The organism is Agrobacterium sp. 22-209-1 (genome assembly GCF_053522485.1).
Window position 1 is genome coordinate 1 of record NZ_JBNWCH010000002.1, and the last position, 19,423, is coordinate 19,423.

Genomic DNA, 19,423 nt, shown 5'->3' on the forward strand with positions numbered 1-19,423 from the left:
CCCATTGGAAACATTCCGCCTGCAGAGGCCGAGGAACGATACTACGCCATGCTGGACGCACCAGCATTGGCCGCATAACTTAAACCAAACGGTCTCCGGTAAATCCGGTGCGGTTCAGGTCGTCACCTGCGGCGTTCTTCAACGCGGCAGCCTTTGCCCTCAAGTCGGGGTCTGCGTTTACGGCCATGTCGTAAGCCCGCTTCAGAACGGCCTCTTTCGAGGCGGAACCACCGAGCTTCTGCTTTGCCATATGAATGAAGCTCACAAGGTCAGGCTCGGGAATCTGGTCATAGAGCGGCATGTCTTTCGACGTGCGGCCCAGCAGATCATCGATTTCCTTTTCCTCGCGATCCTCAATCAATTTCGTGGTGATGCGCTCATCGATCCGCGACGGGTCACTCATCTCGCGGATGGTGTTCTCCAGTCGGCTGATCGTCTTCAAGAGCGTTTCAGTGTTAGCGTTGCCACCTTCACCCGCGCCGCCGAACATCTGCTGAAGCTGGGGGCGCAGTTCGTAGGTGTCGGCAATCGTCATCAGCGTTTCGATCGGATTATCATCCATCTGGCGCTGAAGGTTGAACAGGTAATCGACGGCCTCGTGTGGCTTGTAGTTGCCACGGCCACCGCCGAAATATTCCTTGTAGTTGGCAAACACGTCCATGACGGGCTTGAACGTTGAGAGCGCCTGCCCCTGCTGGGAAAGCGTCTTGTGAAGCTCTTCCTGATGGGCGCGAAGGTCTTCCTTCACGTCATCAGGGATTTTGCCCCACAGGGCCTCTTTGCCGCGCCAGCTTGACGGGAGAGGAACGCCAGCCGGAGGCGTCGAAGTATCACCGGCCGCGTCTCCCTCTCCCTCACCACCTTCCAGTGGTTCGTCTGCACCGTCGCCGGCGGCATTATCAGCGGCATTCGATTTGAACCGGCCGCCCTCATCCCGAGACGAACCAGAACCGGACGCGCGATCGAACGCAGCCGCGAGGGCTTCGTCTTCGCTAACATCCGTGTTGATCATGCCGGGGTCTACATGCGCAGCATCGTTTGACTGCGCGTTGAGTTCTTCGACGCTCATCGCAAAAGTTCCTTGTTCGGTCTTGGAAGGTGGGCTGTTACCGGCCGAAAATCAGGCAGGCATAGGCAGCAAGAGCAGCAGCGAAGGCCGCCCAGGCGAAATAACGGGAGACGCGGTAGGCTTGCTCGTCCTGGCCGGCAAACTGCGAGGCGCACGCTAGGAAAGCGGCGCCGATGGCAATATTGCGGGCCCAGACATCACCAAACACGATGATGGCGACGAGAAAGATTACCGCAAAGACGGCTGCCGTGATGGCAAAGCAAACGTGCATGATGCGTGTCATCGATATTCCTCACTCACCTGAAGCCCTCGCTTGGCAGCAAAGGCCTTGTTTCGGATTTTCCCCTTGGTCGGAGACATGGATGGCTCATATTCGACGCAGCCATTGCGTTTCAGGTCATCGCGCCGTTCCGATCGAGTGCTAATCACCCGGCCGTCAATCGGGCTCCGGTATTCGGGAATATCGCTGATGATCATTGGCACCGGCACCGGCTTTGCCCGCTCTTCCGGAGAAAGCATCGGTGCGCCGGTAGCCTTGTCGACCATCTGGCCGTTTCTGCTGACGTAGACCGCCATTATTGCGTCGCCTCCATCATAACTGGCACTGGTATGCCGAGTTGTCGCTGCTTTAATTGCAGATCAGCCTGCCTGATCTGAAGCTCAAGTTGTTTCAGCTGCTCGTTCAGGCCAGCGATGATGAGGTCTTTCGCTGCCTTGGCGTCCTCGTATTTGGCCTTAGCGAGCTCTCGGCTCATCCGCTGGTCAAACTCCGCCTGAAGCCGCGCTTCGCTCTGCTGGGCCGCCTGTGTCTTGATCTGGGCGTCTATCTGCGCTGGGTCAGGTTGCGGCGCGCCGCCTTGACCTGTATCGGCCGCTTTGCGCGCTGCATCGGCCTTCGTCCTGGCATCCGTGACCATCTTTTCGAGCGTGTCTTCCACAGACTTGCCAAGATTGAACATGCGCGAGGTTGAGGCGAAGATTTCCACGGCAGCATCCGCCGGCAAAGCACCCTGCTGAACAAGGGGAGCGACCGCGGCGAAGTATGCGGATGCACCTTGCAGGAACTGCGATACTTCCGCCTTCTGCCGGGTCAGATCGGCGCGGATGGTGGAATCGCTCTCCACGTCGATCCGGTAATACGTCGCCAGCTTGCCACGAAGCAGGCCGATAACTGACGCCTTCTGCTGCATCTGCTCGGCCGTGTCGTTTGGCGTCGGCATGATGGGGATGCTGGTCATCTCCTGCAGCGTCTGGAACGTGAACCGCGTGGCGATGATTTCGGTCATCATCACGAACAGGTCGCGCGCATAGCGCTCCATCATGCGCTGCATCTTCTGGATGCGCAGAGAGCCCCACTGGCTTTTGATCTGCTGGGCGGTCGCCGTCTCCGAGGCCACCGAAGCACCGCGAACAATGTCCGAGATGCCGGATATTTCATAAATTGCCTGCTTCGTCTGTTCGCGAGCACTGTAAAGCTGCTGTAGAGCGACGATGAACTTCTCGATAGGCCAGAAGGCGATAGCGGCAGCAATGCCGCCGGCGCTCTTCGACCACAGTTCGCCGTCAGTGATTGGCGCGAATTCATCATCCTCAAGGTCGATAACGCTCTTCAGCGTCTCTTCCGTGCCCGAATACCAGCCTTTGACCTTCATGGCCTTGGTCAGCACGTCGATGCGCTTGGAAATCGTGTCCAGCTGATCGGCAAGCTTGCGATAGATCGAGAACGGGTTAACCGGCTTCAGGCGGCCCGTGATTTCGATCGGCTGCATAGGCGTGGGCACCGGAAAGAAATTCGACAGGCCAAGCGGATCGTCCACGACCTTGAGCATGAGCCCGTTATCGGAAACGAAATAGACCTTCTTCGTCTTCTTGCACCAGATTTCCCAGCCGCAAATATCCTCTCCGCTCTCCGTCCAGGTCTTTGTCTCGCTTTCATCGAACTGGCTGCGGATAAGCGAGCTATCGAAAGAATCGTGCTCGTCATCCTTCGAGATAACGAACCTGAAAGCGTCCCATGGGCGATCCTGCCAGCGCTTTGACGGGCCGTGCCGGTAATCCTTCCAGCTTACGGCTTCGAAGCTAATGCGCTCGTTTTCGAGACGTTCAGGCGAACTAAGTTCGCTATCTCTACTTCCGCCGGCGTCGAAGGAGGGTTCGGACGACCGAACACCGTCTTCTGAAGAAGCGTCTTCTGCTGCTCTGGAGTCATCTCCATAAGAGCTTTCATCTTTTGCGCCGCTCGTTGCTTCATCAGTTCGATCTGCAGCATCTTCCAGTTCCTCTTTATCAGGCTCACCACCCACGACATCGCCATGGAACTTGATGCGCACGATGCCGCGGCCAGCAAGGAACGCATCCTGCGCAGCGGCTTCAAGCTCGACCTGAAGGCGGCTGTCATCGATCTGCACCGAGATAGCACGCTCAAGGATATCGGAAACCACGCGGGCAGCCGGATCAGGGTCATTGAAGCGGCGGCGGATATCAGGAACCGGCGACGAGTTGATGACGGCCGGAACGATGGTTTCAACGTTCGAAAACAGGATGTTGAAATCATAACGCTTGCCCAGCGTCTTTTCGTTGTCTTCTGCCTTCTCTTCGTTGGTATAGGCTTTGGTCGCTATCTGGGCGTCATCAAGCCATTCTTTTTCCAGCTTCGACGCGGCCTCAACACGGGCAATCCACTTCGCGCCAAGCTCGCGCTTTGCTTTCCCTTCAGGGGTCGCAAGGTATTTCTGTTTGCGGGCCATGAGCGCTCCAAAAGAAAAGGCCCGCCGGAGCGGACCCTATGAAAGGTGATGAGAGAGACGGTTAGGGCTTGGTCGGATTGTCGGGATCGGGGTCAAGCTTGGTCGAGACGATTTCGCCCGCCGGGCCCTTGCCATCCTTGCTTGCAGCCTTTGCCCGTGCCTTACGGCCTGGCTCAAGAACCTTGTCGACGGCCTTCTGTTCAGCCTTTGCCTTATCGCTGGAAAGGTTGGGCTTGCCGGTTGCCGAGTCCTTGCTCTGGGGCTGGTTCGTCAGCGGGTTACCGCCTTCGTCCGGAACCTGTTCAACGACAGCGCCGCCGGCAGGTGCGGAAATGAACTGTTCGATACCGGGAAGTTCTTCCCGCAGTTGGTCGAGCAGCTTTTCATCCGGCTTACGTCCGGCACCGAAGACGAGTTCGGATGCGCGGGCACCAGCGAGACGACGTTCGCCGCCATTCCACTGACGCTTGATGGATTCGTAAGCCTGCTTCTGAGCTTCTTTCATTTTGAAGTCCTCGCTTCTGGACTTCGACGCACTGTTTCAACGCCGTCAGCCCTGATGGGTTCCTAGTTTCGCTCTCGCTTCCGGCGCTTGATCATCGCATCAATCTGCTCCTTGAGCGTCATGTTGCCGGTGATGGTGCCGTCCGCGTTTGCCTGCAGTCTCAATTCATCCTTCGGCGGAGGCGGCGGAGCTTCCACCTTTGCCTCTTTCCACGCCAAACCGAGATACCGGAACGATGACCCGATATGCTCCGCCCAGTCTTTGACCGGGTTCTGGCTGAAAACCTTGAACTCTGAATTCCATTCCCGCCGATAGTTCTTGAGGCCAGACACTCCAAGCTCTATGCGGTCGCCGCGCTCGTCGTCATCATCGTGGAACGTTGCGACCTTGATCGTCATTCGACCAGCGTTGATGCCATCAGCTACCGATGTGATGGTTATCGGCTTCGGCTTGCGACCACACAGCCTCATCATTTCCGATCGGCTGCGCTTCTGCCCCCAGTTCTGATGCAGGATATCGTGAGGAACATAGTCGTTCCCCTTGTACCCCTTCTCATTCAGCCAGGCGCACCATTCCTCAAGGTCTTCCGTCTCGGGCCGGTAGAAGTCCACGATCCGCGGCCCAGGCTCTCCGGGGATCACCTGGAAGCACCAGATCGGGTTATTGGCGGCCTTTCCCAAGTCCCAGACCGTATGGACCGGGTAACGGTCATCGATCGGAACCGGCTTAAATCTGCCGTCTCGCTCCGCTGCTGCGACTTCTGCGCCCCAGTAGGCACCAATCATCGCCCCGTTGAACGAGCAGTAGAATTCCTGCTCAATCAGAAGGTCTGCAATCTCCTTACCGAATAGTGCTTCGTATTCCTTGCGCTGCGCCTCGATCGCCTCAAGACTGATTGCGCCGGTATCGGCCGCCGTCAGCACTTGGACAAACCACCCATTCGGGTTCGTCAGCTTGTCGAAAACGTTGCCCTTATGCTGGTCCACCATCTTCTTGACGTGGTTGCCACCGCGAGGCGTGGTGATGAACGATGCCCATCCGCCATTTTCCGCGAGGATAGGCGACAGGTAACCCCAAGCGGTAGGATCAGCCAGAGCCCATTCCGAAGCCGTCACGCCGACAGGTGGCGTACCAACGAGGGCGTCATAGTTATCCGATCCAACAACCTGCCACGTCGCTCCGTTCTTGAAGCGAATGAACATGTCGTTGTCGCGGGTGCTGGCGCGTATCTGAGGCGGGAAAGCCTCGTCAATGCGCCTCTTCCCGGTTCTGGGGTTCACCGCGTCCCAGATGGCTTTACGGGCCTGCGCGTATTGCGGCAGCATGTGCCAATAGGTGCCGACACGATTATGAGCCGCCACCGCGTGCTGTCGAAGGTTTATGTCGTCCTTGCCTGCGCGGCGATGCCAGACGAGAAGCTGCCGATTGCAGCCATCCATCCAGCTGTCCCACGCGGGCTGCTGGTAGTGCCGAGGCTCCCACTCGTGAGGAAGATTGATCTCACCCACGTTTCACCACGTTGATGACGACATTGCCGCCGAGGTTGATCTCATCCTTGAACATGCCCAGATGCTTTGCGACCTGTTCAAGCGCCTTGTCCTGATCGCGCATCTTTATCTCGATACCGTTCGCCGTCTGCTTGGCGCCCGCGTAAAGGACCTTCGCATCGCCTTTCAGGTGGCGGGTGTCTGCGATGTGAACCTCGCCCACGCCTTCACCGTGACATTCCGGGCATTCGGCATTCGGTTCCTTCGTGCCATCGAAGCCATAGCCGCCGGCGTCAGATGGGTATTCCGGAGCCTCGCCCGTGCCTTCCGCCTTTGCATCCGCCTCTTCCATGGCTCGCTGATATTCGGTAGCGCGCCACTGGTACTTGTGATCGGTGCCCCAGCAGTATCGGCAGCAAATCCGGCGATGGCTCACAATCGCATTAGGGTCGGCTGTGGCGAGTTTCCACCACTGCGCAAGCACCATATCGGCGGTGATGTCCAAACGCTCTGCACGGGCTTCCTGAGCCGCTGCTATGGCATTCTGAATTTCAGGTTTCGTTAGGTTCTCAAACCCAACCGCGCCCGCGCTCTTTTTGCTGTATCCAGCCCGGATGGCGGCCTGCGTGGCATTGAGGTCGATCAGGTATTCCCTGACGAATGCCGCCTGTTTCGGTGTGAGCTCTGTCATAAGGTTTCGACGCCTTCGTGAATGAAATCCGGTTTGCCTTGCTTTGCACCCCATATGCCAGGTGAAACACCTGTCGAGCGGACGGCGCATGGTTCTAAGCCGTGAGCAAAGCCTTGTTCCTCGTACCGGTTGACGAGGTTAGGATCGTCCGCTCGTCCATGAAGAGGTTAGGATGGCAGGTAATACTGCCACCAGAAGTCCGGCCCGCCATACAGATACTGATGCTTCTGGATGCACCGACGCCGTACCCAGCGAAGCCAGACAAGGCGCTGGTCGTATGTGCGGACCGGGAACCATGCAAAATGGTCGTGCCAGCCGCTTACAGGGTCGCCAAACATCATCTGCGGGTTTGGCTCCCGCTCTTGCTCGGTGGTGGTCATGGGGTGGGCTGCGCATCAGACTGACGAGGCCGGACGGTGAAAGCTCGATGCTTCAGCAGATCCGCAAAGGTGAACCCCACATCAAGGCAACCGCGCTCCTCTTTGGGCAAAGCTACGAGAGCAAGGTTTGCGAACAATCGGGCAATTGCCAGCCGCGTGTACGGGAACCGTGTCATCGGGTTACTCAGCCAGCTTTTCGATAACCTTGCCGGCTTCTTTGCCGATGCGTTTTGCTTTCGAGACGGTGTAAGGCTCGTCACGGTCGACAAGCGCGCCACCGAGAGTGACGGCATCCACGGCGACAGAGACAGGGAGCGTTGCAACGTCAACCACAGTGCTAATCAGCTTGCCAAACATGCTCATCTCCTGAAACGAATGCAGCCCCACCTTGTTACGGGCGGGGCTGGTGAAAAGCAGGACAGGCCAGCGGTCGAAACGCTGCAAAGGCTCGGGACGATACCCTGACCACACCTAGCGAAGCACAGCCAAACTGGAGCCTCGCCTTGTCCTGAGCCTGCCGACTAGCGACAGGTGGGTGATACATGCCTGCCTACAGGCTTACGGATATATTCGATGCAGAGCGTGATGTTTGCAGTTGCATGGTCCGCTCATTCCCCGATTCACCGTGACCTCGCCATGGGCCTTAAATCAATATGGCAAGCACTCGAATGAACAAGAGGCGATGGCCGTCGCCCAACCATAACCGCCCGACGCTGCTTCCCGGCATCCATATCCGGCCTGCCATCAGAACCCTTTGCATCAGGTTCCCCGCGTCACGCACTGACGTGTCTCTCCAGATGTTTCCACCTGCATCGAACCCTTTCAGGAAGGAACGGCCGGGCACGAACCCCAACCTTCACGAGCTATGCCCGCCTTCCTGATTTGCTGCGAGGGCCGGACGCTACCCCGGCGATGTTTTTCACGGGGTGCTTCCCTTTCGGGCTTGCAGAGCCGTGTAGGTAACCTTCCTACCTTGCTGCGGTTCTTTTTGGACTTCCGCTATAGTCGCATTGCGTGTCTTCGAATTTCCACGCCGCCTCGCATTCCGTTGCCCTGTTGGGCGAATATGACCCACCAACGGTGCTCTTCCAAGGAGAGGCGGCGGGGGTTCTGTTGTCGGTGCCCATCGGGCGAATTTGGTTGCGGTGGCAGGATTTGAACCTGCGGCCTTCAGGTTATGAGCCTGACGATCTACCGGGCTGCTCTACACCGACATCTGCTTTATGCCGCCTCGCGCTTTCGAGCTTCACGCTGGCGGCGGATTTCAAAACCTATGTGGACCCCGGCTCGTCATCCGCTATGCAGCGGGAATTTCTTCGGGTGATGTCCACGAACGCAAACCCGATCTTATTGATTTGCCCGTGTGTTTTGCCTCGTCGTGGGCCACCTGTAAACCAGCCTCCAAGGGCCAGATTGTTCCGCTCTGGCGAATGCTGTCCTCAATTATCTGCAAAGACCGAACAATCCAGCGCTGCACTGTTCGTTTAACCCACGCCTTTTTTTGCGGGTTTCGGCGGTTCCGGTTGTTCAAATATCGGCCCCAGTCCCATCCGCGGGCCTTCACCTCTGCATAGGCAAGCAGAACCTGGCGGGCTTCGTCATCCCAGATGAAGGTCCTAATCCAGCCGAAGGCCTCTTCCATGCGCGATATCCGTTCCCGTGAACACTTGGCGCGGCGTTCGGTTCGGCGCCGCTCGGCGGCAACCATGTCTTTCTTCCACCGGCCGCCCTCTGCGATGTCCTCACGCTCCCGGGCGAAGTTCTCGGCCGGCGTGTGGATGTAATCCGGCATGGACGATCCGAAAGCCTGCGGACCGACGCGCACCGGCAGGGCAATATCCGTTTCGAACGCCTCGATCAGTCGCTCAAGAATGCCGTTTTGCGCTTCGGTCATGGATGCGTTTTTGCTCATGCGGCTTGTTCCTTCTGAAGAATGGCGCGCGCCAACTCGATACCGATAGCGACAGACTGTTTTGTGAGTGATCCACCGGCCCCAACAGAGAGGCGCAGAGCGGCTTTCTTAATCTCGGCAACATCGATAGCGGAAAACGCGCCAATCGCTTCCCTTGCCTCGCTCTGGGGGAAATGGACAGAAAGAAACCGCCATATCGACCAGAGATAGATATCATCGAAGCAAACGGGATTGCTGGCCTGGATGCAGCGGACGGTTATTCCGGTTCTGTCGATGTCCTTCCGCATCAGTCGCGCAACTTCACGTCCGCCATAGACCACATTGGCCGGTCGCGGGTCGCGCTTGAGATGATACGGCAGCACCTTGACGCCGTAACCTTCAAGGAAGCGATGCACGTTGATGCCGTTGGGTGACCGGTTCACACTGCCCCCATGATTTGCTTGAAACGGGCGTCGAGGTCATTGGCAGCATCGAGCAGAGACAGTTCATCCTCGCACCGGCCGCGCGTCTCGGCCTCCATACGCCCTTGTTCCGCCAGTTCGTCCGCGCGCTCATTGCCGGCAATGTCGGCATGGCCTTTGACCCACTTGATTGAAATACGGCTGTGGGGCGTATTTGACAGCGCCTCATCGATCGCCCTCCACAGATCCACGTTCTTAACGTGCTCGGTTGCCGCAGGGCTCTTCTTCCAGCCGTTGCGCTTCCACTTATGGCGCCAGTCGTTCACGCCGTTGACGCAATATTGGCTATCGCACCAGATCGTTATAGGCTTTTCACCAAAACTGGACGAAAGTGCCTTCGCCTTTTCGATCGCGTTCAGCAGGCCGGCGAGCTCCATCTGATTGTTCGTGGTTTCAGGATCGCCGCCGCGCAACGAGGCGATTTCCACGCCGTCCTCGAAGACAGCGACACCCCAACCGCCTACGCCAGGATTGGGAACTGACGCGCCATCACAGAAGATGTGCACGCCTTGCGAAAAGCGCTCGGGACTGAAGTCTTTGTTATGCTTATTCGATTTCGCTTTTGGTAACTGACGGTTACCTTTTTTCTTGCCATCCTTCGGGGTATTCGTGTCACGCGAATCCCTTGAGGGTATGTGTGTCATGCACATCCCTTTCTCGGTCACGGCTTTCTGGATCAGGAAGAGCGTCGATGTCATGTCGGCGCCCTTGTCGGGGAACTTCACGCGCGTGCCGAGCAGCTGCTGCGCCATGAAGGCCGCCTGACGGGCGGAGACGAAAGCGCGCGTGTCTGCGCCTTGGCCTTTGAGATAGTCGCGCAGCGGGTAAAGCGACGGCGGGAACGTGTATGTCATCGCGCGAGCCTCCATTTGCGGGCAACCAGCTGCAGCTTAATCTTGATGATTTCGAGCAGGATCATTTCGCCGCCCTCGCTTTGTGTTTTTTCTCAATGACGATGCCCATGGCGACCTCGACACATTCGTCGCAAATAAAGCTCCCGCGGCCTTCGAACAGGGTCTTTACCCGATGCTCGCTCTTGCCGCAGAATGAGCAGTAGACGGTGGGCTTGGCCTTTATGGCCTCCAGTTCCTCTTCAGCCTTCCGCTTCGCCGCCATGGCTGCGTCTGACGTCCGCATGAACTCGTCAACGCGCTTGGATGCGTCGGCTCGAATTTCCTGCAGCTTCTTGGTGGAGATGATCCTAAACATCATGCCCCCTTTTTGATTTTGAGGGGGCGGCGGGTTCTCGTGGCCGAGTCCTTGATGCTTACAAGCACTGCATCACGATCATGCCCCGTAACCAGCGTGGTTCGCAGGGCGCGCGGAACGGATGGCGTGACGAGATCACCAACCCAGAAGCCGGGACGCTTCTGGCGGAACTCGTAGAACGACGTTGACGCCGTCGGCAGCTTTGTAACGGTGGCGGTCATTCTGCAGCCTCCGTCTTTGCTGGAATATTGAACTGCTCACCGATAAGCGTCAGTTGGGCGACGATCTGGGAAAGCATTTCGGAGCCGCGCTCTAGGTTGCTGAGATGGAGATCGGCGTTCTTTCGGAATGGCAGGAGAGGGTAGAAGTCCTTGTCGGACTCGTCATAATCGTTGTCTCTCGCTTCCTGCACCTCCTTGGCAAACCATTTGGCCTCCTTATCGAAGCCTTCAGAAAGACGCTTCAGCGTTTCCGAAACGCATTTGATAATGCCCTGGTCGATGACGGTCAGCGATCCCTTGTAGGAGCCAGCCGGCAAATCCATCAGATCGAAACCCTCAGGAAGCAAAACCATAGCGGGCTTGCCGCGCTCGTTTTCCAGTTCGGCGTTGACCTCAGCCATCGCCTTTTCGATATCCGTGAATTTCTCCTTGCCGAAGCGTTCCATGAACGCCTTTTGCATGGCTTCAGGAGCCATATCGACGCTGATCGTTTCGCGGATGTAATTCTTCAGTTCTTCGTAGCGTTCTGGGGTCATTTCAGGCTTCCTTGTTCGGGTTGATGTCGTTTTCGATCAGAATCCGGCCCCACCAATCCGCCTGCCTTGGCGTCAGTGTGAGCTTGTTTTTGTAAAGCTTCGCCCAAGCCAGCACCTGGTTGATGAACAAAATCTCTTTTTCATTGAGGTCACATTCGCTGACGAGGTGCGGCGCCCAGTTCATCACGACTTCCCAATCCACCTTGACGCGGTCTGGCATCGGCGGCGGTGGCGGTTCAGCCTTCTTCCTCGCCTTCGGCTTCTTTGACTCGGGCCGATCTCGGTAAACCACACGGTCAACGACCCTCACTTTCGGCTGCATCTCGCCGGCAAGGTCGTGCAGTGAGGCACCGGATTTTTCGAGGATGCGAATGATTGCTCGTGCTGTGGCGACGACTTCGCCGTCATGGTCACTCGCAAGACGCGGGAAAAGCTTGCCGAGCTTGTCGATCGTGGCGAGAGCGATCATTGCCGAACCTCGCCCGCGCGCGCAGCGTCATACTCAGTTGGTTCATGGGCTCCGCCCAAACCCGCAAGGAACTTCGTCCCTTGACCCAAAGCACTGGCTTCGCCAGCGCCGTTTTCACAGTTATCCTCCTCGTCATCGCCAAACAGCCATGCGCCGATTGCAGGAGCGTCCAGTTTTGCTTTTGAGGGGTCGATAACCGGAAACGACGGTGTGCCGGCTTTCATGGTGGATGTGCGGCGAACATCGGCCTCGGATTGATCCGCATATGCCTTTGCTTCGTCTTCCGTGTCGAACCTGCCCAAGTCCATGGTGACGCCCATGGCCGTGATCGTTGCGCGCCACTTTGAGCGACCGCGATCAAATCGAACGTGAGTTGAAACGACAAGAGAAGATGGGGAATTTAACGGTGAAGATTCCACTATTACGCTGCGCGCGCGTTCTTTATATAGGGCAGGCGATATTTTTTCTTTGGGACCAGCGGTCAAAATGTCCGGTTGGTCCCCAACGTTTAACAGGACATTTTGTCCGGTTGGTCCCATACGCTTGGCACCCATGATTTGCTCCTTGGTCAGGGTGAAGTCGTGATCCAGTTTCAGGCAGATGAGGTCAGCAGCGCGACCGCGCCGTTCTGACGCTTGCCGGCGGCTTCGGGACACGAGGCCGAGAGTTTCCAAAGCGGTGATCCCTCGTCTGGCTGTGCGTTCCGCAACATCAAGCCGATCGGCAAGTTCTTCTCTGGTGATGCCGCAGGCGCCAACATCATCAGCGCAACGCGACAGCACCTTCAGGATCGCCATAAGCGTCCTGTCGGGAATGACCTGCCTTTTGAGCCATGTTGTTGCGGTCGTGCTCATCAGCCGAAAGCTCTCCGCAGCATCTTCATATTGCGAGCTTCCTCAACGGCTGCACGAGCCTGAGGCATAGAAAGGCCAAACCGTGTCGCCAGCTCCTGGGCGGGTTCCGGTGGCCATGTGGGGAGGTTGGAAAGCCAGATGGCGGCGGCGGTGGCGCTCATGGGGACACCTGCGCGGGCTGAACAGGCATTTCGAAAGGGTAAAGGTCGGGGCGCAAATCGGAACGATTGACGCCTGACACCCTTTCAACGGCAAGAACTCGGTCTGCCGGCACCTTCTTCCACTGACTTACGGCTTGCGCCGAAACGCCGAGCCGGCGCGCGAGTTCTTTCGCGCTACCAACATTTTTAATCGCTTTTTCGAGGGACATCTGCGCCTTCCATAGTTAACGCTAATGCACCGGAGTAAAGCACGCCTTTACCTTAAAATCAAGCTATGCTTCATTGTTTATCTAAAGCATGCCTTTATGCTCCAGAGGGCAAAAGGAGTTCAGCATGTCGCTTGGAAGCATCATCAGAGATAGCCGCAAGGCGAAGGGCCTCACTCAGGGCGAGGTAGCGGAAAAGCTTGGCGTGTCGGTGCAGGCCGTTAGCCAATGGGAACGGGACGCGACCGTACCTGGAGCGATGAATCTTATCGAACTGAAAGAATTTCTCGGGTTCAGCCTAGACACGCCGATCACGGCTAGAGATATGCTTATGTATCTGCCGGACCCGATCATCAGCACAGCTTCTGGAAGGAGGCAGCCTGTTGTTGCGCCGCTTGTAAACTGGAACCAGCCCCCAGAGAAGTGGGGCGAATTAAACACGTTCGAGAGCTGGGGTACTGAGGACGAAGTCGAGGATCCTCGGGACTATTTGAGTATACACTGGAAGCCGGTAGGCGATGTGTGGGCGCTTGAGTATAAGGGCTTTACAATGAGGCCAGCATTCGAGACGGGAGACATCGTCATAATTGATACGGGGCGAGCGCCCGAAAAAGGGGACTTCGTTGTTGCGAAGATTGATAAACATTCCGCCGCAACGCTAGCCGTTTACGTTCCGATGGGGCTTGATAAGCGGAGAGCGCCAATTTTCGAGCTTCGATTTCTGAACGACAAGGAGCGGAAACCCGAGCGAGTTGACGGTGAAAACACTGGCTATGTTATTGGGGTGGTTCGAGAGCAGCGCCGGTTTTATCGAACGTCGTAAATTTTTTGTAAAGCCCTACTTGATTAAAAGGTAAAGCAGTGCTTTACTAACTCCATCAACTCGATGGAGCGAACATGCATACCGTAGAAATCCATGGGAATGAACTTCCGGTAACCGCCTTCAATGGCGTGCGCGTGCTGACGACCGAACGCCTGGCAAAGGTGTTCGGCGCGTCCGAGAGGCAAGTATCGGACAATTTTGCCAACAACGCTGACCGGTTCGAACTTGGCAAACACTTCTTCAAGGTCGAAGGCCCCGAGCTGCGCGCGCTTAAGGACAGACACGATTTCATCGGGTCTGTTGGCAAAAACGCCCGTAGCCTCATGCTATGGACCGACCGCGGCGCATCGCGCCACGCAAAAATCCTCGACACCGATATGGCATGGGACGTCTATGGCGAGCTCGAAGAAGCCTACTTCGCGAACCGCGCCGATCGTCGCCCAATGACGATGGCGGAAATGGCCCTCCAGAACGCACAGGCGCTTGTCGACATGGAACGCCGGCAGGCCGAACAAGACGCCAAGCTTGATGCGGTCGTTTCCGACATTGCCGAAATCAAACAGGCCCACACGGTTCTTGAGCGCATGCCGACCGACTGCGAAGGCATTGAGCGCATCCGGAAGCGGATGAACAAGGAATATTGCCTGTCCGTTACGGTGGTCGACAAGATCATGCGCGACAGCCCTTACGCTCCGACGGTTCGCGTTCTGGTTCGCAATCAGCACGCAGAAGGCGCACACAACTCCGGCTTCGCCATCAAGGAAGTCTCGGCAATCTTCAAGCGCTTCGTGAGCGAATGCCAGCACTCGGCCGGCGCGCTCCATACTCACCCCTATATCGACGGCCGGTTCAAGCTGGTTCTGCCGAAACGCGAATGATGCCCTGCTGATTTTTCAGCATCCCCAATTCACCTGACAATTTGGAGACACCATCATGCCGAACACGATTCCGGCCGCTGGCGAAGCCATGCCCGAAGTTACGCTTGAAGCGATGATTGCCCGCCACAACGCAGCCTTGGCAGCGGCAAACAACTGCGCTGGCCCTCTGGAAGACAGCCCCGAGGAAATCGAGATGCATTCTGCAATGAATGCGTTTTTCGAGAGCTCGGCCCGGCTTACATCCTTTGATGGTTTGATGGCTGCGCTTCGTCTTGCCGATAAGGAAAACGAAGATTTCGACTGCTCTGTGGTCAGCGCCACGCTTGTGAAGGGCGCGCTTGCCTATCTGGAAGGCCAGACAGCCCGCGAACGTCTTTCCGATCTCCTGCAGCAGGCAGGGCAGATCATCCGCGACAACCCCGATCTGGCCGTCGAGCGCATCACCATCAACCACGATGGCGTCCACACCCTCATCAAAATCCCGGTTACAGAGGAGCATTCAGCATGAAAACGACCCGTCGCACCTTTCTCGGCGGCGTAGCTGCTGCCGCTCTCCCTGTAGCCGCCACGGCCTGCGAGGGCGTAACAACCGCCCAGATCGAACCGTCGGGTCTGGCAGCGCTCATCTCGGCTTACAACGAAGTCACAGCCGAGGCCGATCGCATTGACGGCCTGTCCGAGGCTCTTTGGGAAAGCCCTGAGCGCCCGCCAGTGGCGATGCTGGAAAGCGCAGAACTGACACACTCCTACCGCTGGCATATGCTCCGTCAGAAGATGGTGATGACGCGGGAGGGCGTGAACGAACTGTTCGACCGTGAAAATCGTCTGCTGGAAGCTAACGCCAAGCTGGTTGAAAATCCGGCGACGTTTGCTCCGAGGTTTGCCAAGGTCGAAACCGATCGCGAGCATTACCTTGCGATATTCGACGCCCGCGAAGCGCGCTATCAGGCATGGACCACATCAAGCGGCTTTCATGAACTCGGCAAAGAGCAGGATCGCCTTTCCGCTCAGGAAAACGATCTGAACGAAACCATCATCGCGCACCCCATCAAGACGCTGGAAGACGCGCGCATGAAAGCCGCGCACATCAAGAAGGTCTACGGCTCGTCCATGAACGGCCAGGATCAGGCGACCTTCCTCGCAACCCTCATCAATGCGGGAGAAGAAGCATGACGAACGCGATCAATGGTATCCCGGCTCAGTTTCTTCGTCCGGAACAGGATTGGCTCAACGAATTGGACATGACGGCTTTCGAAGGCCGTCAGTTCAACGCGGTGTATGATGCTCTTTCACTCGCGATAACCGGACTTTCCGGCGTCATGAACCAGCCCAGAAGCAAGCGTGTCGGAGGCCTCAACCCCGCTGGCGAATACCTCAACACGATGTTCGAGTTCATGCACTCCGAACGGACGCGTCTGATCGAGACCCTGAACCATCGGAAGCCCAAAGACGATGACGAGGCGCACATCCGCATGTGCATACTCGTCCAATACGAGGCGGAATGCGAGGACATGGCGGCAAGCGAGTTGGCGGCCTTCGTCAAGTCGTTCAACAAAAGCGCCCCTGTGGATAAGTCGAATAACGGGGAGAACGACGGATGAGCGTCTTGCCGGAATGGACAAAGGGAATGCTTCCAGTCGGGATGGATGACGCCGCAACCCTGTTGGGCGTTTCCCGTCGCTTCCTGACCAATCTCGTCAAGACCCATCACCACTATGAGAAGCGCGGGGCGAAGAAGGTTTTTTACCCCGAGCACATCGTTTTGCTGCGGGAAAGCTTGAAGGAGAAATCCCCGTGTCGAACCTCGAACTCAAACAGCGCAACGGGGTCTGGTACGCGTCTGGCACAATCGCCGGAAAGCGCATACGAGAAAGCCTTGGAACTCGCGACAAGAAAGTCGCAGAAGAGCTCCGGGCGCAATACGAAGCGCGCGTCTGGAAACGTCATACCTATGGCGAGGAAGCGGTAAGGCTGTTTGAAGAAGCGGCCACCAGCTACATGCGGCAGGGCGGCGAGGCCCGATTCCTGCCGCCGATCATTAAATACTTCAAGGGGAGGGCGGTCGGCACCATCAAGCCGGCCGAACTGCGTTCTATGGCGCTGACGGTTTTCCCGACTGCGGCACCGGCCACCCGCAACCGGCAGGCAATTGTTCCCGCGCGCGCCGTTATGAACCACGCCCATGATCTCGGATGGTGCGGCGCCATCAAGGTGAAGATGTTCGAAACGCCTAAATCGAACAAGCACCAGCCGGTTGACCGGAAGTGGCTGGATGCCTTCCTGGCGCAATCCGACAAGGACAAGCTGTGGCATTTGTCGGCGCTGGTGCTGTTCATGAACCAGACCGCGGCGCGCGTGTCGGAAGCCGTGAACCTCATGGGCGAACACGTCGACCTATCGGAACGGGTGGCGGTGCTGGCCAAGACGAAGACGGAAGAATGGTCGGTGCGACACCTGACTGCCGAGCTCGTTTCGAGAATGGCGGGGCTGGATATCCAGAAGGGGGAGCATGTTTTCAGCTACACCGATCCGAAGTCGGTGAATAAGCGGATCGCAGCGGTTTGCGATCGGGCAGGGATCGAGAAGCGAACGACCCATTCTGCAGGGCGACATTCGTTTGGCACGAACGCCATGAAGCTCCCAGACGCGGATATCAAGATGGCAATGGATGCCGGCGGCTGGAAGTCTGCAAAGCTGTTTTTGGAAACATATGTGCACAGCAAGAACGCTGGCAAAACGCTTGCTGAAAAGCTCGACAAGCAAAATGGGCTCATTGGCACAGATTTGGCACAGCCTAGAGAGAAGAAGGCGTATCGATTTGGAAAGAAAGGGTAAATTCCGGTTTGCCCGCTTGCCTTGGTAAGGGAGAGGCCGAGAGTTCAAATCTCTCTAGCAGCACCATTTCTCTCCAAAGTTTCAAATGTTTACATGGTTGTTGAACCTGTCAGAGACTCTTAGGATTGTCTCCACAGATGCTTGGTGTGTCTCTGATAATTGCACAGGCTTGTCTCTAAGCGCAAAAGGCGCTTCGCTTGCCGTTTGACGGTACTTACAGGAAATCAAACCAAACAGAACATTCTGGTAATCATCTGTGTGTACCACCGTCCGTTGAATGGCGATTAGTGCGGTGACCTGGTGGTAGAAATTCAAAGATGGCTTCTCCGTTTGCTCGGAGAGGGAGATGACAGATATATCCAAAGACTTTCGCGAAAGCGTACGGGTGGAGATTCGTTCTCAGCTGGATGGCGATACGAGCTTGCGTACAATGCTCATGTCGTAGTCGTTGAACTAGCGAAGTTGCTCACGGCGTATCGAAATCTGGAGGATATGGAGTCTATAGAAGCATGCTATATCGACCAGTCTCCAACGGAGTTCGTCGATGATCTGAAAGTCAAGACGCTCACGGATGAACTGCTTATTCAAATGAAAAGTGGTCGAATCGACTGGGTTAGCGTCGTTGCAGATTTCAAGATACAAGAGCTTCACGACGATCTTTTGGGCCGCGACCTCAAATATATGCTCGTAAACGGTTCAGCACAAAGCCTTGCCAGTCTTCAGGAAAAACTCCGTGCAAAAGGGCTTCCAACAGCCCAAGCGCAATTGTTCGCCTACCCAGAAAGCTTTCCGGATTATCTAAGGCAGAACGGCCGAGCTTCATCTTCGCTTGAGCAACTGACAGGATCACCTAATGTGCTCGATTACGAAACGGCATATCGTGCGCTAGTATATGTCATTATCGTAGAAACTGGCAAAATAAGCTTCGTCAATCTGCTGAAAAAGGCTTCGGAACGAGTATACGATTTCCTCACTCCTTTAGACAAATACGATACGTACAAAGACTTCGAAGACCTGATCCGAATAAAGGTACCTGATTTGACCGTCCGGGTATCGGGCCGTCTACTTCACTTGGAAGATTCTGGTTTCTTGCAAACCTTCATCATACCTTTGCAGCTATCTCTGAGAGAGGGTTTCCGGGATTGGTTGGACAATCAAAATGACCCGCTGCTCGGGGACTTAGAAAATGCCTTGCATTTTTATCGTTGGAACGAAGTAGACAGGAGCGAACATGCGCAAAGAGCTGATTGATGCAATGGCGAGCGCTCGTTTGGCTCCATCTGGCCTGATGTACCGTCTTAGGATGCACGATGTCGGACAGCAGCTTGTCTCCTCTACGTTGGAAGAGGAAAAAAATGCGAGCAAGCAATTTCATGTCGTTTGTCCCGTGGAAGATTTCGAAGGAATTGGCAGCGGCGTACGCGGCGAACTAACTCGCTTCGGAAACGTGTCATACTCGTGCGTGTGGTCTCAATTCGAGAGAATGTCCACAGAGCCACTTATTGAGGTGTGCCCTATCTACAAGGCCTATCATCAGCCAAAGCCACAAGAAAAATACACCTTAGTGATTGCCTGTGCGAACGTGGGTTCCACCACTCCGCTTGTCTCGATCCTTACTCACATGATATGTGACAGGGGCTTCGAGGACTATGAGCGGGTTCAGATCATGGCCCCAGTGGTCAATATTAATGCGAAAGCGGAACTCAAACGGAGAATATCATTAAAAGAGGTGGAATGGTCACCAGCGCAGTTGGTAACCGCTTTTGAAGAATCTTCGGCAAGGGCACCAGGAGCGAGTGGCGATCCGATCACAAGGGAAGGTTTCTCAAGCGCTCGAGAGCGGTTGCACTACCTTCCTGACGAGATAAGAGCCGATCGCGACAGACGACGGGAACAAGCGCGTGAGCTAAGGCTACAGCCAGGTCAGACTTTTGACTGATGTGAAGAGCAGTAAAATTGCTGCGGACGTCATAAGAATT

At 56.3% G+C, this 19,423-nt stretch carries 27 protein-coding genes and 1 tRNA gene; 8 read left to right on the forward strand and 20 right to left on the reverse strand.

All coding sequences use genetic code 11. The annotated features are described in order from the left end of the window. Nucleotides 1–79: 79 nt before the first annotated feature. The 20 genes from ACQZ48_RS04300 to ACQZ48_RS04395 form a co-directional block, all read right to left on the reverse strand. The gene (locus ACQZ48_RS04300) at nucleotides 80–1,069 is read right to left on the reverse strand and encodes a hypothetical protein (RefSeq protein WP_448728590.1); all 990 of its coding nucleotides are present in this window, start codon (nucleotides 1,067–1,069) and stop codon (nucleotides 80–82) included. 37 nt (nucleotides 1,070–1,106) lie between these two features. Beyond that, nucleotides 1,107–1,352 (reverse strand): hypothetical protein, encoded by a 246-nt coding sequence (locus ACQZ48_RS04305; RefSeq protein WP_448728591.1) that lies wholly within the window; start codon nucleotides 1,350–1,352, stop codon nucleotides 1,107–1,109. Continuing rightward, the gene (locus ACQZ48_RS04310) at nucleotides 1,349–1,645 is read right to left on the reverse strand and encodes a hypothetical protein (protein WP_220359614.1); all 297 of its coding nucleotides are present in this window, start codon (nucleotides 1,643–1,645) and stop codon (nucleotides 1,349–1,351) included. The genes ACQZ48_RS04305 and ACQZ48_RS04310 overlap by 4 nt, the downstream gene beginning before the upstream one ends. Next, nucleotides 1,645–3,816: a hypothetical protein gene (locus ACQZ48_RS04315; protein WP_448728592.1), complete on the reverse strand. Its 2,172-nt coding sequence runs from the start codon at nucleotides 3,814–3,816 to the stop codon at nucleotides 1,645–1,647. Before ACQZ48_RS04315 ends, ACQZ48_RS04310 begins: the two co-directional genes overlap by 1 nt. Before the next feature lie 61 nt (nucleotides 3,817–3,877). After that, the gene (locus tag ACQZ48_RS04320; protein WP_448728593.1) at nucleotides 3,878–4,321 is read right to left on the reverse strand and encodes a hypothetical protein; all 444 of its coding nucleotides are present in this window, start codon (nucleotides 4,319–4,321) and stop codon (nucleotides 3,878–3,880) included. A 62-nt stretch (nucleotides 4,322–4,383) separates the two neighbouring features. Further along, a complete protein-coding gene (locus tag ACQZ48_RS04325; RefSeq protein WP_448728594.1) occupies nucleotides 4,384–5,829 on the reverse strand; it encodes a hypothetical protein in 1,446 nt (481 codons plus the stop codon). Next, nucleotides 5,822–6,589, reverse strand: a complete 768-nt coding sequence (locus ACQZ48_RS04330; RefSeq protein WP_448728595.1) for a terminase small subunit — start codon at nucleotides 6,587–6,589, stop codon at nucleotides 5,822–5,824. The genes ACQZ48_RS04325 and ACQZ48_RS04330 overlap by 8 nt, the downstream gene beginning before the upstream one ends. Nucleotides 6,590–6,666: 77 nt before the next feature. Then, nucleotides 6,667–6,879, reverse strand: coding sequence for a hypothetical protein (locus tag ACQZ48_RS04335; protein WP_448728596.1), 213 nt, complete (start codon nucleotides 6,877–6,879; stop codon nucleotides 6,667–6,669). A 180-nt stretch (nucleotides 6,880–7,059) separates the two neighbouring features. Beyond that, a complete protein-coding gene (locus tag ACQZ48_RS04340; protein WP_160297377.1) occupies nucleotides 7,060–7,236 on the reverse strand; it encodes a hypothetical protein in 177 nt (58 codons plus the stop codon). A gap of 780 nt (nucleotides 7,237–8,016) precedes the next feature. Further along, a tRNA-Met gene (locus ACQZ48_RS04345) sits at nucleotides 8,017–8,094 on the reverse strand. An 82-nt stretch (nucleotides 8,095–8,176) separates the two neighbouring features. Further along, the gene (locus ACQZ48_RS04350; RefSeq protein WP_448728597.1) at nucleotides 8,177–8,791 is read right to left on the reverse strand and encodes a hypothetical protein; all 615 of its coding nucleotides are present in this window, start codon (nucleotides 8,789–8,791) and stop codon (nucleotides 8,177–8,179) included. Beyond that, nucleotides 8,788–9,186 (reverse strand): hypothetical protein, encoded by a 399-nt coding sequence (locus ACQZ48_RS04355; RefSeq protein WP_448728598.1) that lies wholly within the window; start codon nucleotides 9,184–9,186, stop codon nucleotides 8,788–8,790. The genes ACQZ48_RS04350 and ACQZ48_RS04355 overlap by 4 nt, the downstream gene beginning before the upstream one ends. A gap of 23 nt (nucleotides 9,187–9,209) precedes the next feature. Beyond that, nucleotides 9,210–10,106: a ribonuclease H family protein gene (locus tag ACQZ48_RS04360; RefSeq protein ID WP_448728599.1), complete on the reverse strand. Its 897-nt coding sequence runs from the start codon at nucleotides 10,104–10,106 to the stop codon at nucleotides 9,210–9,212. 61 nt (nucleotides 10,107–10,167) lie between these two features. Continuing rightward, nucleotides 10,168–10,461: a ClpX C4-type zinc finger protein gene (locus tag ACQZ48_RS04365; RefSeq protein ID WP_448728600.1), complete on the reverse strand. Its 294-nt coding sequence runs from the start codon at nucleotides 10,459–10,461 to the stop codon at nucleotides 10,168–10,170. Further along, nucleotides 10,461–10,682, reverse strand: a complete 222-nt coding sequence (locus tag ACQZ48_RS04370; protein WP_448728601.1) for a hypothetical protein — start codon at nucleotides 10,680–10,682, stop codon at nucleotides 10,461–10,463. The genes ACQZ48_RS04365 and ACQZ48_RS04370 overlap by 1 nt, the downstream gene beginning before the upstream one ends. Then, nucleotides 10,679–11,218, reverse strand: a complete 540-nt coding sequence (locus tag ACQZ48_RS04375; protein WP_448728602.1) for a hypothetical protein — start codon at nucleotides 11,216–11,218, stop codon at nucleotides 10,679–10,681. Before ACQZ48_RS04375 ends, ACQZ48_RS04370 begins: the two co-directional genes overlap by 4 nt. Nucleotide 11,219: 1 nt before the next feature. Next, complete coding sequence (locus ACQZ48_RS04380) at nucleotides 11,220–11,687, reverse strand: hypothetical protein (RefSeq protein WP_448728603.1); 468 nt, start codon at nucleotides 11,685–11,687, stop codon at nucleotides 11,220–11,222. After that, complete coding sequence (locus tag ACQZ48_RS04385) at nucleotides 11,684–12,541, reverse strand: hypothetical protein (protein ID WP_448728604.1); 858 nt, start codon at nucleotides 12,539–12,541, stop codon at nucleotides 11,684–11,686. The genes ACQZ48_RS04380 and ACQZ48_RS04385 overlap by 4 nt, the downstream gene beginning before the upstream one ends. Next, nucleotides 12,541–12,702: a hypothetical protein gene (locus ACQZ48_RS04390; protein ID WP_448728605.1), complete on the reverse strand. Its 162-nt coding sequence runs from the start codon at nucleotides 12,700–12,702 to the stop codon at nucleotides 12,541–12,543. The genes ACQZ48_RS04385 and ACQZ48_RS04390 overlap by 1 nt, the downstream gene beginning before the upstream one ends. Continuing rightward, the gene (locus ACQZ48_RS04395; RefSeq protein ID WP_448728606.1) at nucleotides 12,699–12,911 is read right to left on the reverse strand and encodes a Cro/CI family transcriptional regulator; all 213 of its coding nucleotides are present in this window, start codon (nucleotides 12,909–12,911) and stop codon (nucleotides 12,699–12,701) included. Before ACQZ48_RS04395 ends, ACQZ48_RS04390 begins: the two co-directional genes overlap by 4 nt. A 124-nt stretch (nucleotides 12,912–13,035) precedes the next feature. On the opposite strand from ACQZ48_RS04395, the gene ACQZ48_RS04400 reads away from it, so the two are divergent. The 8 genes from ACQZ48_RS04400 (at nucleotide 13,036) to ACQZ48_RS04435 (ending at nucleotide 19,383) form a co-directional block, all read left to right on the forward strand. Next, entirely contained in the window at nucleotides 13,036–13,731 is a 696-nt protein-coding gene (locus ACQZ48_RS04400; protein ID WP_448728607.1) for a helix-turn-helix domain-containing protein, read from the forward strand. A 74-nt stretch (nucleotides 13,732–13,805) separates the two neighbouring features. Then, nucleotides 13,806–14,609, forward strand: coding sequence for an ORF6N domain-containing protein (locus ACQZ48_RS04405; protein WP_448728608.1), 804 nt, complete (start codon nucleotides 13,806–13,808; stop codon nucleotides 14,607–14,609). 55 nt (nucleotides 14,610–14,664) lie between these two features. Further along, nucleotides 14,665–15,117 (forward strand): hypothetical protein, encoded by a 453-nt coding sequence (locus ACQZ48_RS04410; protein ID WP_448728609.1) that lies wholly within the window; start codon nucleotides 14,665–14,667, stop codon nucleotides 15,115–15,117. Continuing rightward, the gene (locus tag ACQZ48_RS04415) at nucleotides 15,114–15,782 is read left to right on the forward strand and encodes a hypothetical protein (RefSeq protein ID WP_448728610.1); all 669 of its coding nucleotides are present in this window, start codon (nucleotides 15,114–15,116) and stop codon (nucleotides 15,780–15,782) included. Before ACQZ48_RS04410 ends, ACQZ48_RS04415 begins: the two co-directional genes overlap by 4 nt. Continuing rightward, on the forward strand, nucleotides 15,779–16,210 hold the full coding sequence (locus ACQZ48_RS04420) for a hypothetical protein (RefSeq protein WP_448728611.1): 432 nt from the start codon (nucleotides 15,779–15,781) through the stop codon (nucleotides 16,208–16,210). Before ACQZ48_RS04415 ends, ACQZ48_RS04420 begins: the two co-directional genes overlap by 4 nt. Before the next feature lie 193 nt (nucleotides 16,211–16,403). Beyond that, a complete protein-coding gene (locus ACQZ48_RS04425; RefSeq protein ID WP_448728612.1) occupies nucleotides 16,404–17,444 on the forward strand; it encodes a tyrosine-type recombinase/integrase in 1,041 nt (346 codons plus the stop codon). A 492-nt stretch (nucleotides 17,445–17,936) separates the two neighbouring features. After that, the gene (locus ACQZ48_RS04430; RefSeq protein ID WP_448728613.1) at nucleotides 17,937–18,695 is read left to right on the forward strand and encodes a hypothetical protein; all 759 of its coding nucleotides are present in this window, start codon (nucleotides 17,937–17,939) and stop codon (nucleotides 18,693–18,695) included. Then, a complete protein-coding gene (locus ACQZ48_RS04435) occupies nucleotides 18,676–19,383 on the forward strand; it encodes a hypothetical protein (protein WP_448728614.1) in 708 nt (235 codons plus the stop codon). The genes ACQZ48_RS04430 and ACQZ48_RS04435 overlap by 20 nt, the downstream gene beginning before the upstream one ends. The last annotated feature ends 40 nt before the right edge of the window (nucleotides 19,384–19,423 follow it).